Below are 3,081 nucleotides of genomic sequence, written 5' to 3'. Positions count from 1 at the left end.
GTCGAGCACCTTGATCGAGTGGCCGTGGGCGGTGTCGACGACGATCACGTCGCAGCCGGCGTCGATCAGGCGCTCGGCCCGCTCGAAGCCGGCATCGCCGGTGGTGGTGGCCGCCGCCACCCGCAGCCGACCCTGCTCGTCCTTGACCGCGTTCGGGTAGGTGACCCGCTTCTCGATGTCCTTGACGGTGATGAGCCCGATGCAGCGGTAGTGGTCGTCGACCACGAGCAGCTTCTCGATGCGGAACTGGTGCAGCAGGTGCTTGGCCTCGTCCTGCGTCACGCCCTCGCGCACGGTGATGAGCCGGTCGCGGGTCATCAGTTCGGAGACGGCCTGCGCCGGGTGCGTCGCGAAGCGCACGTCGCGGTTGGTCAGGATGCCGACGAGCTTGCCCCGCGAGCCGTTGGGGCCGCGCTCCACCACCGGGATGCCGGAGATGCGGTTCGTCTTCATCACCTCGAAGGCGTCGGCCAGCGTCTCGTCGGGGTGGATGGTGATCGGGTTGAGCACCATGCCCGACTCGTACTTCTTGACGAGCCGCACCTGCTCGGCTTGGCTCGCCGGCTCGAGATTGCGGTGGATCACGCCCAGGCCCCCGTTCGAGGCCATGGCGATGGCCATCGGCGCCTCGGTGACCGTGTCCATGGCAGACGCCAGGATCGGCAGGTTGAGGGTGATGGTCCGGGTCAGCCGCGTCGCGATGCTCACCTCGGTCGGCATCACCGAGGAGGCGGCCGGCCGCAGGAGGACGTCGTCGAAGGTGAGGCCCTCGATGATCGAGGCGGTGCTGATACGGGCCATGAGCCAACGGTCCTGAGGGGCTGCCGGACCGGAACGACACGGGCACGGCATGGAACGGGTTGGCACGGGCCAGTATCATGCGCGACGGTGCCCGCAAAGGCGACACGCCGGCGCTGCATGGGAAAACACCGCGCGGGCCCGTTGCGCGCCGCGCATGGCCATCGGCGGCGCGGCCGGTGCAACCGCCGGGCGGTCAAACCGCTTCTCCTGCCCGATGCACCGCTCCCGGATCGTTCCCCTCGTCGTCGCCACCGCCCTGTTCATGGAGAACACCGACTCCACGGTGATCGCCACGGCGCTGCCGACGATCGCCGACAGTCTCGGCGAGGACCCGATCGCGCTGAAGCTCGCGCTCACCGCCTACCTCGTGAGCCTGGCGATCTTCATCCCGATCAGCGGCTGGATGGCCGACCGCTACGGCGCCCGCACGGTGTTCCGCGCGGCCCTCGGGGTGTTCATGGCGGGCTCGATCGCCTGCGCCGTCTCGAACGGGCTCGCCGGGTTCGTCGCCGCGCGGTTCCTGCAGGGGCTCGGCGGGGCGATGATGGTGCCGGTCGGCCGGCTGGTGATCCTGCGCAGCGTGCCGAAATCGGAGCTCGTCACGGCGCTGGCCTACCTGACGATCCCGGCGCTGATCGGCCCGATCCTCGGCCCGCCGCTCGGCGGCCTGATCACGACGTGGTTCGACTGGCGCTGGATCTTCCTCATCAACATCCCGATCGGCATCGCCGGCATCGTGCTCGCGAGCCTGTTCTTCGAGGATGTCCGCGAGCCGGAGCGCCCGCCGCTCGATCTCGTCGGCTTCGCGATGCTGGGCCCCGGCCTCGCGAGCCTGATGCTCGGGCTCGCCTCCACCGGGCGCCACCTGCTGCCGGCCTGGCTGTCCTGGACCTGCCTCGGCACCGGTGCGCTGCTGCTCGCGCTCTACGTCCGGCACGCGCGCGGCGTCGCGCATCCGGTCCTGCGCCTCGACCTGATGCGGCATCCGACCTTCCGCATCGCGGTGATCGGCGGCAGCCTCTTCCGTATCGGCACCGGGGCGATCCCGTTCCTGCTGCCGCTGATGCTCCAGGTCGGCTTCGGCCTCGATCCGCTGCGATCGGGGCTGATCACCTTCGCGGCGGCCGCCGGCGCGATGTTCGTGAAGACGATCGGCCCGAGGATTTTGCGCCGCTACGGCTTCCGGCCGGTGATGGTCGCAAACGCCGTGCTCGCGGCGCTCTTCCTGGCGGTCAACGGCCTCTACACGGCCGACACGCCGCACGGGCTGATGATCGCCGTCCTGTTCCTCGGCGGCTGCCTGCGCTCGGTGCAGTTCACCTGCGTCAACGCGATCGCCTACGCCGACCTCGAGACTCGCGAGATGAGCGCGGGCACCAGCCTCGCCAGCGTCGCGCAGCAGATCTCGCTCAGTCTCGGCGTCACCCTCGGTGCCCTGGCGCTGGAGGGCGCCGCCGAATGGCACGGGCGCGGCGCGATCGAGGCGGCCGATTTCGGGCCGGCCTTCCTCGCGGTGGCGCTGATCTCGGCGGCCTCGGTCTTCGCGTTCCGGCAACTGACGCTCGATGCCGGCGCCGAAGTGTCGGGCAAGATGGTCGCGACCCTGAAGCCGAGCGCGGCGCCGGAGGGGAATTAGGCTGCGCGTGCGGTCCGCTTCGGCCGGTTGGCGTTCGCGCTCGCTTTCGAGCCGCCCGACCTGGCGGCCGCCTTCGCCGCCGGCCGCGGGGACGAGCTCCTGCGCCAGCCCTGCCAGCTCCAGGCGCCGGGTCCTGCCAGCGCATAGATCAGGAAGCCGCCGGCGAGGCCGAGATCGGCCAGCATCAGCGTGCGCTCACTGACCGCGGCGGGGCCCGAGAACAGCCAGAACGCGTGCAGCACCAGCGCCGTCGCCGCGGCGAAGCCCGCGAGCGCGAGGCCGGTGAGCCGCGGCAGGACGCCGAGGATCAGGGCGAGCGGTCCGAACACCTGCACGATCACCGCCAACGTCGCGACCGCGTTCGGGGCCGGCACCCCCGAGCCCGCGAGCGTGAGGGCGAAGCCCGAGACGTTGAGCGCGCGGGCGATCCCCGTCGGCAGGAGCGCGGCGGCCAGGAGCAGGCGCGCGGCGAGGAGCAATCCGTCCTGGGCTCGGGCGATCACGGCTGGACTCCGGTGGGCTGGGACGCGAACCCGACCCTCGCCCCGCGCCGCTGAAGACCGGGTTAAGCGGTGCGCGTCGTCAACCCGAGACGCCGCCGCGGAACAGGCGCCCGCGCTCGGTCCAGGCGACGACGCCGAGCG

3 protein-coding genes are annotated in these 3,081 nt (G+C 71.4%); 1 reads left to right on the top strand and 2 read right to left on the bottom strand.

Annotation, left to right across the window (positions count from 1 at the left end; translation table 11 throughout):
• Positions 1–801: IMP dehydrogenase (locus ACFE86_RS22065; RefSeq protein WP_375457450.1), on the bottom strand; the 801-nt coding region annotated here is incomplete at its 3' end.
• Between the two features lie 214 nt (positions 802–1,015).
• Between ACFE86_RS22065 and ACFE86_RS22060 the strand changes: the two genes are divergently transcribed.
• The gene (locus ACFE86_RS22060; protein ID WP_375457449.1) at positions 1,016–2,437 is read left to right on the top strand and encodes an MFS transporter; all 1,422 of its coding nucleotides are present in this window, start codon (positions 1,016–1,018) and stop codon (positions 2,435–2,437) included.
• Here the strand turns inward: ACFE86_RS22060 and ACFE86_RS22055 are convergent.
• Positions 2,434–2,940 (bottom strand): DoxX family protein, encoded by a 507-nt coding sequence (locus ACFE86_RS22055; protein ID WP_375457448.1) that lies wholly within the window; start codon positions 2,938–2,940, stop codon positions 2,434–2,436. The genes ACFE86_RS22060 and ACFE86_RS22055 overlap by 4 nt on opposite strands.
• Positions 2,941–3,081: the final 141 nt, after the last annotated feature.

This window comes from uncultured Methylobacterium sp., from assembly GCF_964244095.1.
Lineage (GTDB): Bacteria > Pseudomonadota > Alphaproteobacteria > Rhizobiales > Beijerinckiaceae > Methylobacterium.
Note: the sequence above shows the minus strand (reverse complement) of the source record. Positions and strands in the feature narration are given on the sequence as shown.